21 protein-coding genes, 1 pseudogene and 1 riboswitch are annotated in these 21,361 nt (G+C 40.3%); of the genes and pseudogenes, 16 read left to right on the top strand and 6 right to left on the bottom strand.

Going from position 1 to position 21,361, the window contains the following annotated elements:
- Window positions 1–57: 57 nt before the first annotated feature.
- From MHB83_RS14880 to pbuX, 6 genes are all read left to right on the top strand, one after another.
- A complete protein-coding gene (locus MHB83_RS14880) occupies window positions 58–1,212 on the top strand; it encodes a class I SAM-dependent RNA methyltransferase (RefSeq protein ID WP_342496439.1) in 1,155 nt (384 codons plus the stop codon).
- Between the two features lie 106 nt (window positions 1,213–1,318).
- Window positions 1,319–1,516 (top strand): hypothetical protein, encoded by a 198-nt coding sequence (locus tag MHB83_RS14875; protein ID WP_050943878.1) that lies wholly within the window; start codon window positions 1,319–1,321, stop codon window positions 1,514–1,516.
- A 74-nt stretch (window positions 1,517–1,590) separates the two neighbouring features.
- The gene (locus tag MHB83_RS14870) at window positions 1,591–3,528 is read left to right on the top strand and encodes an ATP-dependent DNA helicase (RefSeq protein ID WP_050943879.1); all 1,938 of its coding nucleotides are present in this window, start codon (window positions 1,591–1,593) and stop codon (window positions 3,526–3,528) included.
- Between the two features lie 128 nt (window positions 3,529–3,656).
- Complete coding sequence (locus MHB83_RS14865; protein WP_003216050.1) at window positions 3,657–5,162, top strand: carboxypeptidase M32; 1,506 nt, start codon at window positions 3,657–3,659, stop codon at window positions 5,160–5,162.
- Window positions 5,163–5,298: 136 nt separating this feature from the next.
- Window positions 5,299–5,398: riboswitch (purine riboswitch) on the top strand.
- Window positions 5,399–5,516: 118 nt separating this feature from the next.
- Window positions 5,517–6,101 carry a xanthine phosphoribosyltransferase gene (xpt, locus tag MHB83_RS14860; protein WP_003215672.1) on the top strand — a complete coding sequence of 195 codons (585 nt, stop codon included), beginning with the start codon at window positions 5,517–5,519 and terminating at the stop codon, window positions 6,099–6,101.
- The gene (gene pbuX, locus MHB83_RS14855) at window positions 6,098–7,417 is read left to right on the top strand and encodes a xanthine permease PbuX (protein WP_003215893.1); all 1,320 of its coding nucleotides are present in this window, start codon (window positions 6,098–6,100) and stop codon (window positions 7,415–7,417) included. Before xpt ends, pbuX begins: the two co-directional genes overlap by 4 nt.
- A gap of 50 nt (window positions 7,418–7,467) precedes the next feature.
- Here pbuX and MHB83_RS14850 read toward each other — a convergent pair whose 3' ends face one another.
- Window positions 7,468–8,322 carry a polysaccharide deacetylase family protein gene (locus MHB83_RS14850; protein WP_342496438.1) on the bottom strand — a complete coding sequence of 285 codons (855 nt, stop codon included), beginning with the start codon at window positions 8,320–8,322 and terminating at the stop codon, window positions 7,468–7,470.
- A gap of 364 nt (window positions 8,323–8,686) precedes the next feature.
- Between MHB83_RS14850 and MHB83_RS14845 the strand changes: the two are divergent.
- From MHB83_RS14845 to MHB83_RS14820, 6 genes and pseudogenes are all read left to right on the top strand, one after another.
- Window positions 8,687–8,917, top strand: a pseudogene (locus MHB83_RS14845) (IS5/IS1182 family transposase); the annotation flags it as partial.
- A 365-nt stretch (window positions 8,918–9,282) separates the two neighbouring features.
- Entirely contained in the window at window positions 9,283–10,383 is a 1,101-nt protein-coding gene (locus MHB83_RS14840) for a 3-oxoacyl-[acyl-carrier-protein] synthase III C-terminal domain-containing protein (protein WP_050943882.1), read from the top strand.
- A complete protein-coding gene (locus MHB83_RS14835) occupies window positions 10,380–10,889 on the top strand; it encodes an isoprenylcysteine carboxyl methyltransferase family protein (RefSeq protein WP_003216065.1) in 510 nt (169 codons plus the stop codon). The genes MHB83_RS14840 and MHB83_RS14835 overlap by 4 nt, the downstream gene beginning before the upstream one ends.
- A 305-nt stretch (window positions 10,890–11,194) precedes the next feature.
- Window positions 11,195–14,794: a dynamin family protein gene (locus MHB83_RS14830; protein ID WP_310024868.1), complete on the top strand. Its 3,600-nt coding sequence runs from the start codon at window positions 11,195–11,197 to the stop codon at window positions 14,792–14,794.
- Window positions 14,795–14,835: 41 nt separating this feature from the next.
- The gene (locus MHB83_RS14825; protein WP_050943884.1) at window positions 14,836–15,099 is read left to right on the top strand and encodes a YpbS family protein; all 264 of its coding nucleotides are present in this window, start codon (window positions 14,836–14,838) and stop codon (window positions 15,097–15,099) included.
- A gap of 274 nt (window positions 15,100–15,373) precedes the next feature.
- Window positions 15,374–16,261: a 5'-3' exonuclease gene (locus tag MHB83_RS14820; RefSeq protein ID WP_212045978.1), complete on the top strand. Its 888-nt coding sequence runs from the start codon at window positions 15,374–15,376 to the stop codon at window positions 16,259–16,261.
- Between the two features lie 16 nt (window positions 16,262–16,277).
- On the opposite strand, the gene MHB83_RS14815 is transcribed toward MHB83_RS14820, so the two are convergent.
- The 3 genes from MHB83_RS14815 to MHB83_RS14805 are packed head-to-tail and all read right to left on the bottom strand — an operon-like array spanning window position 16,278 to window position 17,534.
- Complete coding sequence (locus tag MHB83_RS14815; RefSeq protein ID WP_003215584.1) at window positions 16,278–16,403, bottom strand: hypothetical protein; 126 nt, start codon at window positions 16,401–16,403, stop codon at window positions 16,278–16,280.
- A gap of 44 nt (window positions 16,404–16,447) precedes the next feature.
- Window positions 16,448–16,843, bottom strand: coding sequence for a reverse transcriptase-like protein (locus tag MHB83_RS14810; RefSeq protein ID WP_212045979.1), 396 nt, complete (start codon window positions 16,841–16,843; stop codon window positions 16,448–16,450).
- 1 nt (window position 16,844) lies between these two features.
- Window positions 16,845–17,534, bottom strand: a complete 690-nt coding sequence (locus MHB83_RS14805) for a queuosine precursor transporter (RefSeq protein WP_003215661.1) — start codon at window positions 17,532–17,534, stop codon at window positions 16,845–16,847.
- A gap of 93 nt (window positions 17,535–17,627) precedes the next feature.
- On the opposite strand from MHB83_RS14805, the gene MHB83_RS14800 reads away from it, so the two are divergent.
- The 3 genes from MHB83_RS14800 (at window position 17,628) to MHB83_RS14790 (ending at window position 18,835) form a co-directional block, all read left to right on the top strand.
- On the top strand, window positions 17,628–18,299 hold the full coding sequence (locus tag MHB83_RS14800; RefSeq protein WP_003215694.1) for a ribonuclease H family protein: 672 nt from the start codon (window positions 17,628–17,630) through the stop codon (window positions 18,297–18,299).
- Window position 18,300: 1 nt separating this feature from the next.
- On the top strand, window positions 18,301–18,483 hold the full coding sequence (locus MHB83_RS14795) for a zinc-finger domain-containing protein (RefSeq protein ID WP_003215998.1): 183 nt from the start codon (window positions 18,301–18,303) through the stop codon (window positions 18,481–18,483).
- Window positions 18,484–18,652: 169 nt separating this feature from the next.
- On the top strand, window positions 18,653–18,835 hold the full coding sequence (locus tag MHB83_RS14790; protein ID WP_003215507.1) for a hypothetical protein: 183 nt from the start codon (window positions 18,653–18,655) through the stop codon (window positions 18,833–18,835).
- A 45-nt stretch (window positions 18,836–18,880) separates the two neighbouring features.
- Here the strand turns inward: MHB83_RS14790 and cspD are convergent, their stop codons facing one another.
- Complete coding sequence (gene cspD, locus MHB83_RS14785) at window positions 18,881–19,081, bottom strand: cold-shock protein CspD (RefSeq protein WP_003215784.1); 201 nt, start codon at window positions 19,079–19,081, stop codon at window positions 18,881–18,883.
- Between the two features lie 259 nt (window positions 19,082–19,340).
- On the opposite strand from cspD, the gene MHB83_RS14780 reads away from it, so the two are divergent.
- Window positions 19,341–20,042 carry an AIM24 family protein gene (locus MHB83_RS14780; protein WP_050943887.1) on the top strand — a complete coding sequence of 234 codons (702 nt, stop codon included), beginning with the start codon at window positions 19,341–19,343 and terminating at the stop codon, window positions 20,040–20,042.
- Between the two features lie 33 nt (window positions 20,043–20,075).
- Here the strand turns inward: MHB83_RS14780 and MHB83_RS14775 are convergent, their stop codons facing one another.
- The gene (locus tag MHB83_RS14775) at window positions 20,076–21,227 is read right to left on the bottom strand and encodes a diglucosyl diacylglycerol synthase (protein WP_003215454.1); all 1,152 of its coding nucleotides are present in this window, start codon (window positions 21,225–21,227) and stop codon (window positions 20,076–20,078) included.
- Window positions 21,228–21,361 lie beyond the last annotated feature (134 nt).

The raw sequence follows: 21,361 nt of genomic DNA, 5'->3' as shown, positions 1-21,361 counted from the left end.
TATGGAGAGCTTTTATCTTGGAATACATAAAAGGACGAGAAAACAGGTGATAAATCAATGAAAACCTATACACTTATCGCAACGGCTCCAATGGGAATTGAAGCGATTGTTGCAAAAGAAGTAAGAGACCTTGGCTATGACTGCACAGTAGACAACGGAAAAGTGATTTTCGAAGGAGACGCTCTTGCGATTTGCCGTGCGAACCTTTGGTTGCGTACAGCAGACCGCATAAAGGTACAAGTTGCTGAATTTTCGGCAAAAACCTTCGATGAGCTGTTTGAACGCACAAAGGCGATTGACTGGGCCTCTTTTTTACCGAAAAACAGCACGTTCCCAGTCATCGGTAAATCTGTGAAATCACAGCTTGCCAGTGTGCCGGATTGCCAGCGTATCGTCAAAAAGGCAATTGCGCAAAAGCTCATATCCTCTTACAACATACAGTCTGAATGGCTTGAAGAAACAGGACCTGAGTATAAAGTTGAGGTTGCCCTTTTAAAAGATAAAGCTGTGCTCACGCTTGATACATCTGGTGTAGGTCTTCATAAACGGGGGTACCGCATGGATCAAGGCGGAGCACCTATTAAAGAAACCCTTGCGGCTGCACTCGTGCTATTAACGAACTGGACACCTGACCGTCCGTTTGTTGATCCTTTCTGCGGATCAGGAACAATCGCCATTGAAGCGGCCATGATTGGGCAAAACATTGCCCCAGGATTTAACCGGGAATTTGCGTCTGAGTCATGGGAATGGATTGGTGAAGATGTATGGAACAAAGCGCGTCACGAAGTGGAAGAAAAAGCAAACTATGATCAGCCGCTCCACATTATTGCAAGTGATATCGACCACCGGATGATAGACATTGCAAGAATGAATGCAGAAGAAGCGGGACTAAGTGAATTGATTGAGTTTAAACAAATGCAAGTGAAAGACTTTCAAACAAAAGAAGATTACGGTGTGATTGTCGGAAATCCGCCTTACGGAGAACGACTCAGTGATAAACCAGCGGTTGAAAAAATGTATCAAGGAATGGGCGAAGCATTTAAAAGCCTAGACACATGGTCCATTTACATCTTAACGTCACATGAAAAGTTCGAAGAGTGCTTTGGTAGAAAAGCAACGAAAAAGAGAAAACTGTTTAATGGTTTTATTAAAACAGACTATTACCAATATTGGGGAAAACGCCCGCCTAGAAAACAGACAACTGAATCATAAAAAAATGTCACACCTACAGAAGGTGTGGCTTTTTTTATCCCAGAAAGGTATAAACCTTCACGGGACGGAATAAACTGAACTTGATTTTAAAAAAAGAGGTGTCTCCATGATACAATATGATCAATTTCAGTTAATCCAAAAAGCACTCGCTTCGACTGCTCAACAAATTGAAGGGCAAGAAGGTGGACAATCTGCTCAGCTGACTGCAGCCATCGAAGATTTAGCGCTTGCTCAGGCTTACATAGAGCGTTCTGAGCACGCATTTTTAATGAAGGAAACCTATCAACATCGTTTGCGGTCATAAAAAAGATTGTCAATCCCCAGCATAAATGTTACTATAGAATGTCTGAATGATTCAAAAGTTGGGGGTTGAAGCAGGTGACAGCATCTCGTTTGCCTTTTTCATTATCAAAAGAACATAATTTTTACGAAGAACTGGGCAACTGGATTGGTGATGTGTTCTATGACATTTTGCCAGAAAAGGGCTTTGATCTTCGAGATGAACAAATATTCATGGCTTTTCAACTAGAAAGAGCCTTTAAAGAAAAAAGTGTGATGTTTGCCGAAGCTGGGGTAGGCACAGGCAAAACCATCGTTTATCTATTATTTGCGGTCACATATGCAAGGTATACAGGGAAACCTGCGATTATTGCATGTGCAGACGAAACGTTAATTGAACAGCTAGTGAAACAAGAGGGTGATATCTATAAAATTGCCAATCACCTTGATATTCAAATAGATGCGAGATTAAGTAAATCGCATGATCAATATTTATGCTTAAAGAAATTAGAGAAAACCATGCAGCGTGAAGATGATGAGAAGTGGCTCGATATTTATGAATCGCTTCCTTCATTTGTTCATGAATCACATGGCATGCAAAACTTTTATCCGTATGGTGATCGAAAAGAGTACCCAGAGCTATCCAATGATGAATGGTCACGCATTGGCTATGACTCGTTTCAGGACTGCTTGACGTGCGATATGCGTCATCGCTGTGGTCTGAATTTATCAAGAGATCATTACCGGAAAGCAACAGACCTCATCATCTGTTCTCATGATTTTTATATGGAGCATGTGTGGACGAAGGAATCACGCAAACGTGAGGGTCAGCTTCCGCTGCTTCCAGAACATAGCTCCGTTGTATTTGATGAAGGCCACCTTCTTGAATTTGCTGCACAAAAAGCACTGACATACCGCGTGAAGCAATCAATGCTCGAAACCTTTTTAGAGCGCCTGCTACAAAACGATATACGCGAAGAGTTTGCCGAGCTCGTTGAAGATGCACTTGCTACAAACGATGAGTTCTTTTATCTCTTAAAAACACATGCCAAAGAAATCAAGGGCTCACATCGACTTGAAATTGGACGTGTGGATGAGGTGAAGCGTTCAGCAAGTGAATTGTGTGATTTACTTGAAAAAATCGGAGAAGCACTCGTATTTGAATCAGAGATGTATACAATCGATCAATACGAATTGTCTGTTGTGGAAGAGTACATTGAACAAATGGCGTATTCTCTGTCGCTTTATCAAAAAAATGCGATTAGCTGGCTTGAAAAGCAGGAATTAGATACGACATTTGTTGTGATGCCAAAGACTGTCGCAGAGGTGCTTGGTGAAAAGGTATTCTCGCAAAAAAGACCATACATTTTCTCTTCTGCTACATTGTCTGAAAATCAATCCTTTGATTATTTAGCTGAAAGTCTTGGGATTAAAGATTACTTATCAATGAGTGTCGCTTCGCCGTATGATTACGATGAACAAATGAAGATTTATTTCCACGGGATTCAGCAGCTTCAAGAGCAAGAAGTAAAAGGACAGCAAGTGATCACTCAGCTGAAAGATAATGGAGGACGGTCTCTCATTTTGTTCCCTTCATTTGATGAACTTCATTTCTTTAGAAAGCAGCTTGAGGCATCGAATGAATCACTGCCTTTCGACGTGTACTTTGAGGGAGACGAGGAAATCAGTACAATTGTTCAAAAGTTCCAAGCAGATGAGACGTCTGTGTTATGCTCTGTTCACCTTTGGGAAGGATTAGATATTCCAGGTCAATCATTAACAAATGTGATCATCTGGGGACTTCCTTACCCGCCTCGTGATCCGGTATTTGAGGCGAAACGGAATGAAGCAAAGGACGCTCGTGCTGAAGTCGATCTTCCGTATATGCTGCTGCGCTTACGACAAGGAATTGGGAGACTGATTCGGACAAGCCAAGATGCAGGAACTATTCATATTTACTTTGACCGTAAGGAAGATACAGAGCTTCAAAGTAAAATTGAATCCGTTCTGCCTGTAAAGCCAATCATCACATCTTAAATAACATATGAACGAGAAAAGAGAGGAGGATACCATATGCGTATCCTCCTTTTTGATTGACAAAAGAACATTCCTTGAAGTAGCCTTGAAACGTACATACATATTTTATCGATTGGGGGAACAAACGTATGAGTCTTGAAGCAAAAGAGAAAGCGTTTTATCAATTACTAGGAAAAATCGCCCACTATACGGAGGCGCTCCATTTACTTTATTGGGACTCTAGAACACAGGCGCCTAAAAAAAGCGCCGATTTCAGAGCTGAAACGATCGGTCAATTATCAAGTGATATTTTTAATATGAAGACTTCTGATGAAATGAGAGACCTTCTCCACGCATTAAATAAACACCGAGATGAGCTGTCAAAAGATACACAAAAGGCGCTCGAATTATCACAAAAAGAGTATGATGAAAACAGCAAAATTCCGAAAGAAGAATTTAAAGAATACTCGATTTTACAATCAAAAGCAGAGCATGTTTGGGTAGAAGCAAGGGAGAAATCAGACTTTTCACTCTTTGCACCATACTTAAAACAGCTCATTGATTTTAACAAGCGTTTTATTCAATATTGGGGCGTGAAACAAACGCCATATGATGTGCTGCTCAATAATTATGAACCAGATATGACGGTTGAACAGCTAGATCAAAAGTTTGGTGCACTTCGTGATGCCATTGTTCCTCTCGTGAAAAAAATCGAAGCCTCTCCTCATAAACCGGATACTTCATTTTTATCGAAAAGCTTTCCGATCGACAAACAAAAGGAACTGAGTCTTTTCTTCTTAAAAGAATTAGGGTATGACTTTGACGCAGGACGTCTGGATACAACAGTTCATCCGTTTGCTGTGACATTGAGCAGAGGGGACGTTCGTGTGACGACCCGTTATGATGAGCATGATTTTCGGATGGCGATCTTTGGCACGATTCATGAGTGTGGTCATGCCATCTATGAACAAAACATTGATGAGGCGCTGAGCGGAACGTTATTATGTGATGGCACATCAATGGGGATCCATGAATCACAGTCTCTTTTCTTTGAGAACTTTATTGGCAGACATGAAGACTTCTGGAAAACGTATTATCAAAAGCTTCAAGAAGCGTCTCCTGAGCAGTTTAAAGATGTCTCTTTAGAAGACTTTGTGCATGCAGTGAATGAATCGAAGCCAACTTATATTCGAATTGAAGCAGATGAGCTTACATATCCGCTTCACATTATCATCCGCTATGAAATTGAAAAAGCGATATTTAATGAAGAAGTGGCAGTCGAAGACCTGCCTGCACTGTGGAATGAAAAATATAAAGCATATCTTGGCATTACGCCTCCTAATGATGCACTCGGCATCTTGCAGGATGTTCACTGGTCTGATGGAAGCTTTGGATATTTCCCTTCATATGCCCTTGGTTATATGTATGCGGCGCAACTAAAGCACCAAATGATCAAAGATTTACCGAATTTTGATGAGCTGATTCAAAATGGGTCTTTTGCACCGATAAAAGAATGGCTCACAACACATGTTCACCAGCATGGAAAACGCAAAAAGCCTTCTGAAATCATTCAAGATGCGACTGGTGAGGAATTAAATGTACAATATTTAATCGATTATTTAACGGATAAATATACGAAACTGTATTTATCTTAAATAAAAGGCACCCTTTGCTTAGAAGGGTGCTTTTTTGATGCTTGAATATTCTAAAAACGAACGTTTTGATCTGATCTATTATTTAAGTTCGGTATTTTTCTAGAAAAGTGCTTTCCAAGCGTCTGAAATCTTGTTATAATTTGAACACTATAACACTCATATAATCGCGTGATGATGGCACGCAAGTTTCTACCGGACACCGATACCGTCCGACTATGAGTGAGCAAATGAAACAGCTCTTGTTTGAGCTGAAGATCCGTGGATCGTTTTCGCATTGCTTGCTCCTCATGGACAGCAATGCTTTTTTTATGCAAAAAAATGAAAATGTTTGCCAATATGCTGGGAGGAAGAATGATGGAATTGTTACGTCAAAAAATTGAGAACGAAGGAATCGTTCTGTCAAATCAAGTGTTAAAGGTAGATGCCTTTTTAAATCATCAAATTGATCCTGTGTTAATGCATGAGATCGGGCAAGAGTTTGCTAGATTATTCAAGCATGATGGCATTACAAAAATTATCACAATCGAATCTTCGGGCATTGCACCTGCTGTGATGGCAGGACTAGCTCTTCAAGTACCCGTTGTTTTTGCTCGAAAACGTCAATCACTAACACTAACAGAAAATCTATTAACAGCGAGTGTGTACTCTTTTACAAAAAAAGTAGAAAGCACGATCGCTGTCTCAAATACGCATCTCGGTGAAAAGGATTGTGTATTAATCATTGATGACTTTTTGGCGAACGGTGAAGCCGCTAAAGGACTTGCCGCAATCGCAAAGCAGGCGAAGGCAAAAGTAGCCGGATTTGGCATTGTCATTGAAAAGTCATTCCAGCCGGGAAGAGATGCACTTGTTCAAATGGGCTACCGCGTCGAATCCCTTGCACGGATTGAATCACTTGAGGAAGGGAAAGTCACGTTTGTACGAGAGGTACAATCATGAGTGCAGCTAAAAAAGCCAAAACGCTCTCGCTAGGGATTCAGCATGTGCTGGCGATGTATGCAGGGGCCGTTCTTGTGCCGCTCATTGTGGGAGATGCACTCGGCCTCACACCTGCACAGCTGACTTACTTAATCTCGGCAGATATTTTCATGTGCGGGGCTGCCACGCTCCTTCAAGTTTGGAAAAACCGTTTCTTTGGTATCGGTTTGCCTGTTGTATTAGGCTGTACATTTACTGCGGTTTCTCCTATGATTGCGATTGGCTCTAAATACGGGATTTCGTCTATCTATGGAAGTATTATCGCTTCGGGGTGTATCATCATTCTGCTTTCCTTTTTCTTTGGGAAGCTGGTGAAATTTTTCCCGCCTGTCGTGACAGGTTCTGTCGTAACCATTATTGGCATTACCCTTATTCCAGTAGCGATGAACAATATGGCAGGGGGAGAAGGAAGTGCTGATTATGGTTCTTTTGAAAATCTAGGCCTCGCTTTCCTTGTGCTGTTTATCATTGTGCTTCTCTATCGATTCACAAAAGGCTTTATGAAGGCGATCGCCATTTTAATCGGTATTCTCCTTGGGACAGCCGTTGCTGCATTTATGGGGAAAGTGGAAACAGCTGAGGTGGCGAACGCACAAGTTTTCCGTATGATTGAACCATTTTATTTTGGCATGCCTACCTTTGAATTTGCACCCATTATGACGATGACGTTAGTTGCCATTGTGTCACTAGTTGAATCAACAGGTGTTTATTTCGCACTAGGTGATTTAACAAACCGCTCATTAAAAGAGAAGGACTTAGCGAAAGGTTATCGCGCAGAAGGGATTGCTGTGTTATTAGGTGGTATCTTTAATGCTTTTCCTTACACAGCCTACTCGCAAAACGTTGGGTTGATCCAGTTGACAGGGGTCAAGAAAAATCAAGTCATCGTTGTGACAGGCGCATTGCTCATGTTATTTGGACTTTTTCCTAAAATTGCTGCATTTACGACGATTATTCCAAAGTCAGTTCTTGGCGGCGCAATGGTTGCCATGTTTGGGATGGTCATTGCCTACGGTATTAAAATGCTCTCGCGTGTGGATTTTGCCAAACAGGAAAACCTACTGATTGTTGCTTGCTCAGTGGGGATTGGCTTAGGTGTCACCGTCGTGCCGCAAATGTTTGAGCATCTGCCAGAATCAATCAAATTATTAACAAGTAATGGCATCGTGGCCGGTAGCTTTACCGCTATTTTGCTTCATATTATTTATCACATGATTCCTTTTAAAAAAGAAACCGGGCAGGACCTGATGGAAGAGCCTAAGAAATCTGTTGTGTAAACACTGAAAGCCCGCATCTTTTGGATACGGGCTTGTTGTGATTAGCGCTATTAATGTTGTACCGGCTGCATTGTTTCGTTAATGACTGCAAATGTATAGCCCCTTGCTTTTAGCTGTGTAATCAGGCTATCTAAATAGTTTGTGGTAGAGGGTTGATCATGCATTAAAATAACTTTTGGTTCCCATGGTTTAGTTTTCTCAAACAATTGCAGTTGATTCAATACCTCTGGAACATATTGTGAGTTTTTATATCTCCAGTCAAGGCTATCAATCGTCCAATCCCAGTAAATAAAGCCATTTTGGTTTAAACGTACTTTTTGATGATATGTTAAATTTGGAACACTGCCATAGGGTGTTCTCACAAGACGGGTGTAAACGCCTGTAACAGAAGCAAGAATGCGCTGAGCTTCTCTCATTTCATTTGCGGGAGACTCACTGTTCTGATAAAAGCGGTTTATATCATGCGTCATGCCATGAAGCCCTAATTGATGTCCTTCTTGATAAAGTCTTTTCACAGCTGCTTGGTGTGCTTGGATTTGCGGTCCAAGCATGAAGAATGTCGCCTTCACGTGATGTGCTTTTAATACATTTAACAGCTGATTTGATGTAGCAGTAGGACCATCATCAAATGTTAAAAAGACCGTTTTATTCGTTGTCTGTTGGTTTGGATTGGTCTTAACATGTGTATCCAATGTTCTTGTAGAATGATCTTTTGCTTTCAGACTGATGCTTGTGTCTCGGAAGTCACTGCTGGCAACAATTTTTGCTTGCCCATTTGTCGCCTGCAAATGGGGTTTAGACATATCCCAGATAAAAAAGAGAAACAGTGTAAGAAGCACTAAACCAATTTTCTTCGAGAGAAGCATCGTGTTGTAGGGTGTCTGTTTTTTGGACACCTTTTTCATTACAATCACTCCAGTCAATTAAATTTTGTGCCGAATCATGTAGTAGATTCTATCTTTTTTCACTGTTTTTCATGGTGTTCATATTGATTAAGTATACAGGAAAAAAACACCTTTTTATATATAATAATCAAATAAATTAGCATTTCATGGTTATTGCTTTGTATTGATCAGAAAAAAAGGTGATCCATTCATGTTTAAATGAAATCATTCTGAATAATGATCGAAACGTTGATATTTATACGCTAAGATAGCATCAGATTTAACCATTAATGCGAAGCGAAAGGGAGATTCCGTATGAAAGTGTTGTATAATGACGATTTCATTGAAAAAAAGGATGCTCATGTGGATATTGGAGATAGAGGCGATCAATCGCGAAATACATAGAGAAAAGCTCTTACCCCTACAAAATAAAGAAGAAACAAAAGAAATCAAAGTCAGTACAACTGAATCAGAGATTGGCTACTATGTAAAAGGTGAACGTGAAAAGTCATTTGCTTATTCCTTTCATACAGCTTGTGATTCAACAGGATTTATTTTTGGATCACTGGTCACAGGTGGCAATGTTCATGATACTCGTATGTTAAATTCACTCGTATAACAGGTGACAGAGAAAATCGGAAAACGAAATGTAGACACGGTAGATGCTGAATGTCCAGCGTACCCCTTTATAATTATGTGAAAACCCCACTTTTACTTGAAGTAAAGGTGGGGGTTGTCTACGGTCTGCACTTCTCTTTTAGAGGTGTTTTTTTGCATAAAAAAAGCAGGTTCGCTTGGCTTGGAACGAACCTGTGAAGGAGGAAAACTACATCATGTTTTCACCTATATTATCCAATATTTATCAATTGTCGTCAAGACAAAAAGTTAGACGGAGGAAAATGTTTTGACTGAATTGTGACGGTTCGGCATGTATATCCTTTTTTCGATAGGGGATATTAACCGAAAAAAGAGGTGAAGCCGATGGCGTACATTCTTTCAGTTGGAACGAGTCACCCGAAGCATCACGTGGATCAGAAAACAGCTGCTGATTTTGCTAGGTCTCAATTTAAACGATCGTTTAAAGATATTGACCGGCTGCTGAGAGCTTTTCAAAATGGAGAAATTCAGAGCAGGCAGTTTGTGCAGCCTATTGAATGGTATCAGACGCACCACTCTTTTGAAGAAAAAAACAATATCTATTTGGAAAAGGCACTGGCTCATGCAAAGGAAGCGATCATACATTGTCTTCAAGAGAAGGCGTTTCTAAAAAAACCAGTCCCGGTTGAAGAGATCGATGCATTGTTTTTTATTTCAAGTACCGGCTTATCGACCCCAAGTCTTGACGCAAAGCTCATGAACGTCCTTCCTTTTTCTCCTTATACGAAACGAGTACCGATCTGGGGCCTTGGGTGCGGGGGCGGTGCGGCAGGGCTGTCGCGGGCTTATGAATACATAAGGGCATTTCCAGAAGCAAAGGTACTTGTCGTTGCCTGTGAGCTGTGCAGTTTAACCTTTCAGCCGCAAGATCAATCAAAAAGCAATTTAATCGGCACCTCCTTGTTTGGAGACGGGACGGCAGCGGTTCTTTTAGCTGGGGAAAAAGCTGCGCTTGAATATGCCCATTTAAAAACGGTCCCTAAAGTACTAAGCACGCAATCTGTCACGATGAAGGATTCTGAGGATGTGATGGGCTGGGAATTTACAAGTGACGGCTTTCGGGTTATTTTCTCCCGTGACATTCCGAGTTTGATTTCCGGCTGGTTAAAAGAGCAGGTGGATCAATTTTTAGAGGAGCAAGGATATTCAACTAATGACTTATCCGTATTTCTAGCCCATCCTGGAGGAAAAAAAGTGATTGATGCCTATGTTGAAAGTCTATCTTTACGAGAGGATCAGCTGTTTTCTTCAAAAGAAGTACTCAAACAACACGGAAATATGTCCTCTGCCACAGTTTTGTATGTCATCAAGCATTTCCTGGAACATCAATCAGCTGAAGCGGGGGAGATGGGACTTTGCGGGGCGCTTGGTCCGGGCTTTTCCTCAGAGCTGCTGCTTATGAAGTGGGAGGAGGTCTTGTCATGATCATTTGGCTTGTCATCGGTTTCTTCGTTTGTCAGCGGCTCATTGAAATGCTTGTGGCCAAAAGAAATGAAAAGAAAGTAAAAGCACTAGGTGCCATTGAATTTGGTGCTAGTCATTATCCCTATATGGTCGCTATGCATACGGCTTTTTTTCTCTCACTTATAGTTGAGATAGGGCTTTTACATAAGGGGCCGTCCCGTTATTTTCTTGTGCTGCTCCTTTTTCTCATGGCTACACAGGTCATTCGATACTGGGCATTATGCTCCCTTGGGACGTACTGGAATACGAAAATTTTAGTCGTACCAAACGCGATGATTGTAAAAAAAGGACCGTATCGCTGGTTGAAACATCCTAACTATGTAGTCGTGGCGATTGAGCTTTTACTGATCCCGCTATTGTTTGATGCGTATGTCACTGCCATTTTGTTTACATGTTTAAATGCATGGATGATGGCTGTACGAATTCAAACAGAGGAGAAAGCATTAAATCAGTATTTGCTAAATTAATATTGAAAATCATTATCAATTGTGCTACACTTTCATTAATGATAAGCATTCTCAATCATGAAGGATGGACGGTGATCACATGACAATGATTTTCTTACTCGGTACGGTGTGTGTGTACAGCCTATTAATTGGCTTCGTATTAAAAGGTGTCTCCAAAAAATCTGCTTCCTGATTCCAGTCAACTGCGACTGATCGGGCAGCAGATTTTTTTTATTTCCTCAGATCAGAAGAAAAATCTCTTTATTTTGTGTAAAATGGTATCACATACATAACTGACTTTTCTAAAAACAAAGGGGTTTATCGTCATGAAAGACTTGTCTATTCGAGATTCGCTCGTTCAAACTACAGGAGCTTTATATCAAAGCTTTCTCAAAAGGGATGATCATGAGCGCGCTGCCAAACTTGCATCGATTATCAAAAAGGAAGCAGAAGAAGAAGTATATATCGCATTTACCGGCCACTATTCTGCTGGAAAGTCATCACTTGTGAATCATCTGCTTCATGATCACATTTTGCCAACGAGTCCAATCCCAACAAGTGCAAACTTGGTCGTCGTGAGGAAAGGGGAAAGTGAAGTGCAGCTTCACACCTCTGATGGCCGTTTTGCAAAAATGAGCGGCTCCTATGATAAAGAAGCAGTACAGCGTTTCTGTAAGGATGGAGAACAGATTGAGATGGTGGAAATTAGCGGTGACTATAGAGGCCTTGAAGAAAAAGTGGCACTGATTGATACGCCAGGAATTGATTCCACGGATCATGCCCACTTTTTATCTGCTGCGTCTATTCTTCATCAAGCAGATGCTCTTTTTTATGTCGTTCACTACAACCATGTTCATTCTGAAGAAAACATTCGTTTCATTCGCTCCATCAAAGAAAAAGTGCCAAATCTCTATTTCATCGTGAATCAAGTGGACCGGCATGATGAGCATGAGACAGCATTTGAAGACTACAAAAATCAAGTGGTTGACATGCTCCTTAAAGAAGGCATTGAAGAAGATCATCTATACTTTACATCTGTAACCGATGAGACGCATCCAAGAAATGAAATGATTCGTTTAATCAAAAAACTGCAAGAATTACAGACGTTGCCGAAAGCATCACTTCGGGCTTATACGGAGCAGAAAATTGAGCATGTCTTAAAAGAACACATTGACTCGATAAAAGAAGAGTTGCAAGGTGAGGAGCTTGAGTCACAGCTCCAAGAAAAAAGAAAAGAAGTAAAGGATTTGGAAGCGAAAAATCACTTCATTGAAAATGGAGCCAAGCAGTTAGAAGAAGAAGTATCTACTGAAGTCGAGAGCATTTTGAAAAATGCCAACCTAACTCCATTTAAAATGAGAGAACTCGCAAGCGACTATATTGAATCAAAAGCACCTGGCTTTAAAGTGGGACTGCTTTTTGCTAAAAATAAAACTGAGCAGGAAAAAGAAAAACGGGCAACTGACTTCTTAACAGATGTCAAAGCGAGAATGAAAGCAGAAGTGGACTGGCATATTGCTGAGCTACTAAAAAAAGAAGTCAAGAAGCATCAGCTTGGTGAAGAGTTATTAAATCAAGTGATGGCGTTTGAAACACCTGTACAAGAATCACTTCTTGAAAGTGTGATTCATCATGGAGCAACGTTCTCCAATGAATACGTACTGCAATATGCAAAAGATGCTGGCGAAGCCTTGAGAAGACAGGCTAAGCAGCAAGCGATGCCACTGATTGAACAAATGGTGGAGTCGCTCAAAGCCAAGCTTATGGAAGATCAAGCAGAGCAGCAAGAAAAATGGGTTCAGTCTGCAAAAGAGCTCCAAACACTCGAGCAATGCACCAGAAAAAATGAACAAATGAAGCGAGATATTCAGGATGTATGGGATATATGGCAAAATGGAACGGATGAACAGATCGAAGAAGATTGGTTTTATACGAAAAAGAGACAAATGCAGCATGATCTGCTAAAGCAGGAGCAAGCGACCATTCATCCTGCTGAGAGCGACCAAGAAAAACCGAACAAGCAGATTGATCAGCCTCAAATGCGTCAGTCACAGCATGTCACGACGGCACAGTCGATTGACCAGTTTGAGCAGCTTTCTCAGATTTTATTGCCATTAGATGCGCTCCAATCTCAAAGAAAGTCCTTTGAAAAACGAACAAAACGGCTGCAAGCGAAAGAATTCACACTCGCTTTATTTGGGGCGTTTAGTTCGGGGAAATCTTCCTTTGCAAATGCACTCGTCGGGAGAAAGGTGCTGCCATCCTCTCCCACGCCAACAACGGCAACCATTAACAAGCTAACGCGGCCGACGGAAGATCACCCGCATGAAAGTGTCAAAGTGGTGTTCAAAACAGAACAGGATATATTAGAGGAGCTCAATCAGATCCTAGGATTTCCGATCTCAGAAGAAAAAGGGGAGACGTTTACATCCAAGCTCAAACGAACGCTTAAAAAAAGACAGCTTGAACAAGATCACCGCGTCATTGTTGAACATTTTTTACAAGCACATACCCGTTTCGTTGATCACATTACTAAGCAAACGCCGCTTCATGTCACCCTTCAAGAACTGAGACCATATGTGGCGGAAGAAGCTGTTTCTTGTGTGGTGAAGGAAGTAACGGTTTATTTGAGTACACCTCTAACAGATAAAGGGCTGACTATTGTTGATACGCCAGGCGCTAGCAGTATGAATAAGCGTCATACAGAGATCGCCTTTCAATATATGAAGGACGCAGATGCGCTTCTTTATTTAACTTACTACCAGCACTCTTTTTCGAAGGCAGATCGGTCATTTTTACGTAAGCTTGGGCTTGTAAAAGATTCATTTAGCATGGATAAAATGTTCTTTATTATCAATGCAGCTGATCTCGCAAAGGATCAAGCAGAGCTTGACACCGTCTTTGACTATGTGAAAAATGAGCTCACAAAAGAAGGGATAAGAAACCCAAACCTTCATCATGTATCCAGTAAGGAAGAGATCGAAGGAAAGGGAGAGACAGCTTATAATCAATACGCAAAGCTTAGAAAGCAGCTCGACTATTTTATAGAGGAAGAACTAACGAAAGATGCGATCGAGCTGTTATATTTTGAAGCACGTACGTTATGTAGAACGGTCGACAAACTGCATGCGACGCTGCATCAGTCAGAAGATGAGAAGCAAGCGGAAAAGAAAAAGATAGACGCATCCTATGAAGCGATTCTTGATCAAATGAGTCAGATAAAGCAATCTAAGCTAGTGACAGAAAGCGTGAAAAAGGACTTACATGAGCAGCTCTATCATATTGTGCAGCGCCTCTCATTATTTGCGAATGATCTCTTTAAGACAGCCTTTTATCCTGGAATATCTCAAGGGAATTTCGGACAGCAATTGAAAAAAGCACTTGAGAAGGCACTAAAGGATTATGAATTTGAATTTGTACAGGAGTTAAAGGCGCTTGATATCCGAATGGAATCGTTTATTCATCAATACTTCCAAGAGGAGTGGGAGAAAGGATTGCAAGCGGCATGTGCAGAAGACCCTTACTTTTCTCTCTCACTGTCGCCGCCTGAAGAGAAAAATGCTGAGCTGAAACAAATTGAAATCGAAGCTGAACTAACGCCATTCGAACCGCTCTTAAAGAAACAAAAATCACCGAAAGTTTTCTTTGAACAGAATGGAAAGGCTGCGTTTATTGAAGCGATTCGAGACATTCTTCATCAGTTAACCACGAAATGGGCTGATAAAGAAAAAGAAGAATTACTGAGCAGGTACGACATGATGGTGAAGACGTTTACGGAAAGATATGAAACAGAAGCGCTCGAGCAGCTAAGTGAACAAAAACAAACATTTATCACGAGCCTAACGACAGATGCCAAAGAGCAGGCCGTCATTGAACAAGTTTATGAACAAACAACCGAATGGAAGAACCAGTTGAAAACCATTTGATTCATGGTAGACTAAATAAAAAAGAAAGCAGTTGATAGAAAATGACGAGCGTACACGAAGAGATTTCAGCACACTCACAAAAGCAGCATGCTCATATTCAGTCCTTTCTTGAGCTTGAACAGAAAAGAGAACAAGCAATAGAGATGGCTGTTGTCAAATGTGAGCAAAACGAGCCATTTACAACAGACGAGATCAACGCCATTACGTCGAAGATGAATGAGCTTGCACGAGGCGGTATTGTTCCGCTTCGTAAGCTTGTGACGAATGATATGGTCAGAGAGTATGTCGAGCAGAAACAGAAGTAAAGAGTAACTTTCTCTTTTTTGGTCATCTTAATGAATGTACCGAGAAAGGGGAATGATCATGAAAAAAAAGCAACAGACAAAGCAGCAGGATGAGCGTGACCCTAAACAAAAAGACATGCCGTCCTATGCAGAAGCAGAAACGAAAAAAATGCAATACGGTCAAAAGTAAACGGGCTGCCTCTTCTTTTGTAAAAGAAGAAGGCGCCTTTTTCATGTCTAGTTTTGTGTTCTGTGATAGAATGGGAGTATTGTTTTGAAAAGGGAGTTTAAGAGAATGAATAAACACGTACTGCTTGTAGATGGAATGGCGCTTTTGTTCAGATCGTTTTATGCGACGGCTGTCCATCGCAATTTTATGATAAATGACCACGGTGTACCAACAAATGGAGTGAATGGCTATTTGAAGCACTTATTAACAGCTGTACAGACATTTGAGCCAACTCATATTGTGTGCTGCTGGGATATGGGAAGCCAAACCTATCGAAACGAATTGTTTCAAGAGTATAAAGCAAATCGAGGAGAGGCGCCTGTCGAGCTCATTCCGCAATTCGATTTAGCAAAAGAAGCTACAGAAGAACTAGGAATTGTGAACATTGGTTTAAAGGGCTTTGAAGCAGACGATTGTATTGGTACACTTGCTACGCTTTACCAAAAAGAAGCACGTGTGACTGTCCTAACTGGTGACAAAGATTTGCTGCAAATTTTGAATGAACAAGTGACTGTTGCCCTGATGCAAAAAGGAATTGGCAATTATAAGCATTATACAAAAGCCTTATTTGAAGAGGAAATGGGAATCTCGCCAAAGGCACTCATTGATATGAAAGCACTCATGGGTGATGCAAGTGATAATTATCCAGGTGTCAAAGGAATCGGAGAAAAAACTGCTTTAAAATTTATTCAAACATATGAAACGATTGACGGTTTGTTAGAAAATGTCCATGAACTAACGGCTGCGCAGCAAAAGAAAATGCAAGCAGGATTAGAAGATTTGAAGCTTTCTCGTCTATTGGCAGAGATTAAATGTGATGTCCCGCTCAGCTGTCCAATGGATGAGACGAAAATGAACATCAATCAAGAACGTGCTGCTGCTATGCTGAGGCACCATCAAATCAAAGGAATCGAACCGATGATGAATCGATTAAGTACAATAGAGATCAGCTAAAGCCGATCTCTAAGGTTCATCTTTTTGTATTGCTTTTCTTTGCTCTATTTTCCAGCTGAGATAGTGGCTGTTTATCTTTTGTTTGCGCATCACCTTGTGGGGTTGTCCCATTTGTGACACGACCTTTATTTTCTTTATCCAATCAGTATCACCTCACACACATTAGCATAACCGAAAAAAAGCGATTCATCCTTTAGATAGGTGAATCGCTTTTCTGGCGAGCTGATCTGCTATTTGATTTTCCTTACTCGGAATCCATTTAATAAAAAATAAATCAAACTGGCTTTGAAGCTCGATCATCTCTTTGATAAAGTGCTGAAAGGCTGGATTTTTAGCAAATCCTACATTGGCTGCGCGGTCAACTACTTGTGAATCTGTTCGAAATGAAACGGTACGCAATCCTTTTTCTGCGCATATTTTCATCCCCTCGATCAGAGCAGAAAATTCTGCTTCGTGATTGCTCATGGGTTCAAGAGGAATGGAGAAGGACTCAGCCTTTCCATTATATTTGATGAAAATGCCGATGCCAGAGGGACCCGGATTCCCTGCACTCGCACCGTCAATGTATATTTCTGCTGGCACATCATTTCACCCTTTCATCAAGCGGAACCATTTTTTTCGCTGCATACGCGTAAGGTGTTGCAATCGCAGCGACGATAAATTTAATGACATATGTCGTGATGAAGATTTCTATCCATACATGAAATGGATACGTGCCAAGAAAGGCAATGGTCGTGAAAATCAATGTATCAAGAAGCTGGCTAATCATCGTACTTCCGGCATTGCGCACCCAGAGCGCGCCATCGGAAGGAAATATGCGGCGAATAAAAGAATATACATAAACATCTAGCATTTGACTGATGATATAAGCAGCGAGACTGCCAAGTGCAACCCTTGGCATAAAGCCAAATATGGTTTCCAGCGATGATTGTGAGATATCAGATGGAGCGGGATGGAAAAGCAAGGCTTCCTGCATGACAACAGTTAGTGTTAAAAGGGTAGCAAAACCAATCCAGACAGCTTTTCTCGCTTCATTTTGTCCATATTTTTCATTCAATACGTCCGTTGCAAAGAACACACTGCCATATAAAATATTTCCAAGTGTTGCCGTTAGGCCGAATAATTCAACGGTTTTGACAACTTGTAAATTTGCGGCAACCGTCGCAAAGCCAATCCAGACAAAAAGGCCCATCTTGCCAAATCCTTTATAAAATAGAAGAACAATGATAAAATTAATGATCGCAAATAAGATCCAAATACCTTCATTAAACAAGTGACATGAACTTCCTTTCTCATTGTAAATGTAACTTTTTGATTATAGCATAACGTATGTTTACCTTAAAAGCACGGGAAGGCGATGTGATCAATGAAACTAAGAGCACACTACACAATGAAAGTGAAATCAATTGGGTCCATTGCTTTTTACCAAGAAGATTGGTTGGAGCTAAAAGAGGCCTTGAGGTTAGCAAAACATATTGACAAAAAAGAACCACAGTCACTTCTGTCATTTGAAGATGAAAAAGGGGCTATGTGGTCTATAAAAGAGCTTGAAAAGCTAAATGAAGAATTAAAGCTTGAACCTGATCAGCTTCAAGTCTATTTTGATGCAAGTTTTCACAAAGAAACTGGTGACTCTGGTCTTGGTGTTGTCGTCTACTATAAGCTAGGAAAAGACGCTTATCGATTGAGAAAAAATCAGCCTTTCCAAGGGAGTACCAATAATGAAGCAGAGTATGCGGCTTTATTTGAGGCAGTAAAAGCTTTAAAAGACCTGGGGGCAAGCAGAAATTCTGTCACGATTAGAGGAGATTCACTTGTTGTCATGAATCAGTTAAAAGGAGAATGGCCTTGTTATGATGATGTACATAACAAATGGCTTGACCGAATTGAAGCGGCTTTAAAAGAGCTGAAGCTGACGCCAACCTATGAAGCCATCGATCGGAAACAAAATGCAGAAGCGGATCAGCTTGCAAGACAGATTCTTGCAGACGTCCCAATCGAAAGTACATTGAAATTAGAAGCAGACGGAGCTGAATAATGTGGATAAAAAAACAGCAGTACAAGAATTGACCGATCTTCAAGACACGTATTGTTCAGATTGTTTGATTAAGAAGCATTTTCGAAAAGAATTTGGCAAAAAATATGCCCATTCCTTTTGCATACAGCAATGCACTGTTGGAGAGAAAATAAAAGAATATGGCCAAACGCTGCTCAAAAAATAAACGAACGGACCGGTTTTCCCTGCTCAAACATTCGCTCTTGAAAAAAAACGGATAGAATGTGTAAAAAAAGAACATATTCCGAAAAATGAGCCGATATAACTATAGAAAGTTTTGGTTGAGTTACTTTTTGACTAAGTGACGGATATTAGAGGAAAAGGGGAAGGCCGGTATGAATAATAAGGAGTTCGAAACGGTATTACATCGAACATTTCAAGAGGTGTACAGCGATCTAGAGCAACTTGTAGATGTAGCAAAGAAGGGAAGACCTTTTCTCGAAAAAGATATCTCTGAAATTGAACAACGACTGAAGCAAAATATTTTAGCAATTGAAATTCAGCTGAAAATCAAATAAGAGAGGCATAAGCCTCTCTTTATTTTGCATCATTGATTTAGTTGATTAGATTTTTGTTACGTTTGCAGCTTGAGGTCCACGATTACCTTCAACGATTTCAAAAGAAACTTCTTGTCCTTCTTCTAAAGACTTGTAACCGTCACCTTCGATAGCTGTGAAGTGAACGAATACATCGTCTCCGCCTTCAACTTCAATGAAGCCGAAACCTTTTTCATTATTGAACCATTTTACTTTACCGTTTTGCATATTGCTTTTTCCTCCTAGTACTGTAGCATACCTTTTGGCATACTAAAAAAAATTTTCATCACCTAACGACTTTGCAGTTGTTAAATGATGGTTCCACTATACACCATCAAAAGTAAAGCGTCAAGCGGGAGAGCCAAATTTTGAGCAGAATGTTTGATTTTTTTTGACAAATAACAATAATAGCTAAACCGTCCCCATTTTCTGAAACTTTATGCACAGTTTGTCCGTATATAAAAAAAATACAGAAAGAGGTGCTATCATGAATCGTTATACACTCGAAGAATTTGTTCAGAATACGCAGCAGGAAGATAAGGGAGAAGGGGTCTTCGAACTTGAAACATCAAGACTTTTAGAAATTAATTTGACTGATACCATTTGGGCAAAAACAGGTTCCATGGTTTCGTACCGAGGCAAAATCAAGTTTGAACGTGAGGGCGTGTTTGAACATGGCGTCTCAAAGATGTTCAAAAAAATGCTGTCAGGAGAAGGCACTTCACTCATGAAGGCAACAGGTGATGGGAAATTATATGTAGCAGATCAAGGCAAAAAAATCTCAATTCTTCGTTTGGCTGAAGGCGAATCCATTTTTGTGAATGGGAATGATTTGCTCGCATTTGAACCTTCAGTCCGTTGGGATATCAAATTGATGAAAAAAGTGTCGGGGATGCTTGCAGGCGGATTATTTAATGTCAAATTAGAAGGACCAGGCCTTGCTGCGATTACGAGTCATTATGAGCCGCTCACATTGATTGTTCAGCCGGGTGACTCTGTCTATACAGATCCAAATGCGACAGTTGCATGGTCAGGGGATTTAAAAACTGAATTTGTGACAGATGTTTCATTCAAAACCTTTATTGGCAGAGGAAGCGGAGAGTCTATTCAAATGAAATTTAGCGGAAGCGGCTTTGTTGTCGTGCAGCCGTTTGAAGAAGTGTACACAACAAATGGAAATCAAGGATAAAGAAAAAGGTGTCCGTCAATGACGGACACCTTTTTATGATAATGCGCGAGCATACGTTTTGTTATTCGTGATGATATCTGATTGCTCAACGATATCTTCCAAAATGGTTTGAGAAGAATGCTTTAAGTGAAGATTTTTCATGTTTTGTTTCATGGTTTCTAACTTTTCTTCATCTTGAAGCAAGTTGGTCACAGATTCTAAAATGTCTTCATGTCTGTTGATGACGATGGCTGCCCCATAATCTTCAAAGAAATGAGCATTTTCCTTTTCTTGTCCAGGGACAGGCTTGTAAAGAATGACTGGGACGCCGATTGCAGTTGCTTCTGTTAAAGTAATGCCACCTGGTTTTGTGATCATACAATCTGTTACTCTGAACAATTCATCAATTTGTTCCACATATCCAAGCGCCTTCAATTGATCTGGATGTGCTTGTTCAAGATCGCTTAGTGATTGTTTCAGCGCTGCGTTCTTTCCACATACAACAACAATTTGTACTTCACTGTCTAGAAGCAATGCTTCACATAATTCCTTGACATTTTTCAGTACACCATGAGCACCGGCCATAATCAGAAGAACTTTTTTGTTTGATGATAATCCATATTTTTTATAAATCTTCGATTTTGGCACGTCTGCTTCAAATTGTGGTCTAATAGGAATGCCTGTCACTTTGACATCGCTTGGATGTGTGCCGATTTCCACTAATTTTTGTTTCACATAATCGGTTGCAACATAGTACCGGTCGATGTTTTCATGTACCCAAATCTTATGAAGACAGAAATCTGTCATGACATTAAATGTCGGGATGACTTTTCCTGTTTTGTTCCGGTATTCAGGAACAACAATCATCGGGAATGTAATAATAATCATATCCGGATTGTGTAATTGAATAAGTTCATCAAGACGCTTATTTCCCATTTTTAAATAAATGTTAAATTTGCGTTTATTGTAAATTTTATCTACACCGTAATAAAACAAGCGATAAAATTGTTTCCCAATGGAAAAGCTCTTCAAGTATAAATATTGAGTCACTTCCGACACAATGGGGTTTGATTCTTGATACAAATTAGAAACTACAACATGCTCAAAGCCTTGAGATTTGCACTCATCATACAGTGTTTTAGCCACCTGCATATGTCCATTTCCATAATTTGCGGTCAAGATTAATATTTTTTTATTGGTATTCAAGAATATTCACCTCAAATGTAATCAACAACAACAAAACTTCGTACGAAAACTATTAATCTCATAGGTCTACATATACATAAAGATAACATATAAACAGTCAGAGCATATCATTCGTTACGAAAGAATTAAACTAA

The sequence above is a fragment of the Bacillus sp. FSL K6-3149 genome (assembly GCF_038630515.1).
GTDB classification, from domain to species: domain Bacteria; phylum Bacillota; class Bacilli; order Bacillales; family Bacillaceae; genus Bacillus; species Bacillus pumilus.
The sequence above is the reverse complement of the archived record's forward strand: the minus strand, read 5'-3'. Positions and strand labels throughout refer to the sequence as shown.

What these genes read in the sequence shown, in the direction of transcription:
- MHB83_RS14850 (WP_342496438.1), bottom strand. Translation starts at nt 8,322, where the DNA reads ATGAAAAAGGTGTCCAAAAAACAGACACCCTACAACACGATGCTTCTC.
- MHB83_RS14820 (WP_212045978.1), top strand. Translation starts at nt 15,374, where the DNA reads ATGAATAAACACGTACTGCTTGTAGATGGAATGGCGCTTTTGTTCAGA.
- MHB83_RS14865 (WP_003216050.1), top strand. Translation starts at nt 3,657, where the DNA reads ATGAGTCTTGAAGCAAAAGAGAAAGCGTTTTATCAATTACTAGGAAAA.
- MHB83_RS14875 (WP_050943878.1), top strand. Translation starts at nt 1,319, where the DNA reads ATGATACAATATGATCAATTTCAGTTAATCCAAAAAGCACTCGCTTCG.
- MHB83_RS14780 (WP_050943887.1), top strand. Translation starts at nt 19,341, where the DNA reads ATGAATCGTTATACACTCGAAGAATTTGTTCAGAATACGCAGCAGGAA.
- MHB83_RS14840 (WP_050943882.1), top strand. Translation starts at nt 9,283, where the DNA reads ATGGCGTACATTCTTTCAGTTGGAACGAGTCACCCGAAGCATCACGTG.
- MHB83_RS14830 (WP_310024868.1), top strand. Translation starts at nt 11,195, where the DNA reads ATGAAAGACTTGTCTATTCGAGATTCGCTCGTTCAAACTACAGGAGCT.
- pbuX (WP_003215893.1), top strand. Translation starts at nt 6,098, where the DNA reads ATGAGTGCAGCTAAAAAAGCCAAAACGCTCTCGCTAGGGATTCAGCAT.
- MHB83_RS14825 (WP_050943884.1), top strand. Translation starts at nt 14,836, where the DNA reads ATGACGAGCGTACACGAAGAGATTTCAGCACACTCACAAAAGCAGCAT.
- cspD (WP_003215784.1), bottom strand. Translation starts at nt 19,081, where the DNA reads ATGCAAAACGGTAAAGTAAAATGGTTCAATAATGAAAAAGGTTTCGGC.
- MHB83_RS14790 (WP_003215507.1), top strand. Translation starts at nt 18,653, where the DNA reads ATGAATAATAAGGAGTTCGAAACGGTATTACATCGAACATTTCAAGAG.
- xpt (WP_003215672.1), top strand. Translation starts at nt 5,517, where the DNA reads ATGGAATTGTTACGTCAAAAAATTGAGAACGAAGGAATCGTTCTGTCA.
- MHB83_RS14880 (WP_342496439.1), top strand. Translation starts at nt 58, where the DNA reads ATGAAAACCTATACACTTATCGCAACGGCTCCAATGGGAATTGAAGCG.
- MHB83_RS14800 (WP_003215694.1), top strand. Translation starts at nt 17,628, where the DNA reads ATGAAACTAAGAGCACACTACACAATGAAAGTGAAATCAATTGGGTCC.
- MHB83_RS14835 (WP_003216065.1), top strand. Translation starts at nt 10,380, where the DNA reads ATGATCATTTGGCTTGTCATCGGTTTCTTCGTTTGTCAGCGGCTCATT.